This window comes from Salinimicrobium oceani, assembly GCF_012037645.1.
This window is the reverse complement of the sequence record NZ_JAAVJR010000138.1, coordinates 1-710: the sequence shown is the minus strand read 5'-3', so window position 1 is coordinate 710 and position 710 is coordinate 1. Positions and strand designations below refer to the sequence as shown.

1 protein-coding gene is annotated in these 710 nt (G+C 47.3%); it reads right to left on the bottom strand.

The window, feature by feature from the left end; genetic code table 11:
• A partial coding sequence (locus tag HC175_RS15880) for a cation:proton antiporter domain-containing protein (RefSeq protein WP_209310021.1) occupies window positions 1–710 on the bottom strand: 710 nt, incomplete at both ends.

Here is a 710-nt window from a genome sequence, read left to right as displayed (position 1 = left end):
AAGAGGAACACTGGTCAATCCATGAACAACTGTGGAAGCTACTACGATTAGACTGGGGACGATCCAGGCATCTTCAAGATGCGCCTTGTCCTTAGAAAGCACCGCGTAGTACAGCGCGGCAACTCCTATGGGTCCAAACCAGCCCATAAGTAGCACACTATAAATCTTCTTCCGGAATTGCGGCATAACCGGCATGAGGAGTAAAAGTGCCGGTATTCTTCTAAGGAAAAGGATAAGGATCACTATCCAAACCGAAGTCCAGCCCATACTGTACCACTCCTGCCAGGGCAGCATTAGTCCCAGGATAAAAAATACCGGTATGGTTGTAAGTCTTTCCATCGTCTCCTGAACTTGCTCTTCTTTTAGGTCCTCATTTGCAGTAATATCTTTTGCGAAGGCGAAGCCGCCAACAAAGACTGCGATAATCGCATTCATTTTGAGCAGGTGAAAACCTCCCAGAAGAAGTAGCGCAACACCTATAGAAAAGGAGAGGAGCGTTTTCTCATTAAGGAATCCTGCTTTGTGAGTCTTCTTCATCAGGAATCCGCAGCCATAGCCTACTCCGTAGGCGAGGATGGCACAGAGAATATTCTCGTAAAGCAGCACTTTTGTAAGCCATTGGGAAAGGTCTCCACCGCCTTCTGCGCCCAACAGGTAAAGCGCCAAAAATACTATTGGATAAGCAAAACCGTCATTTGCGCCCGCTTCAA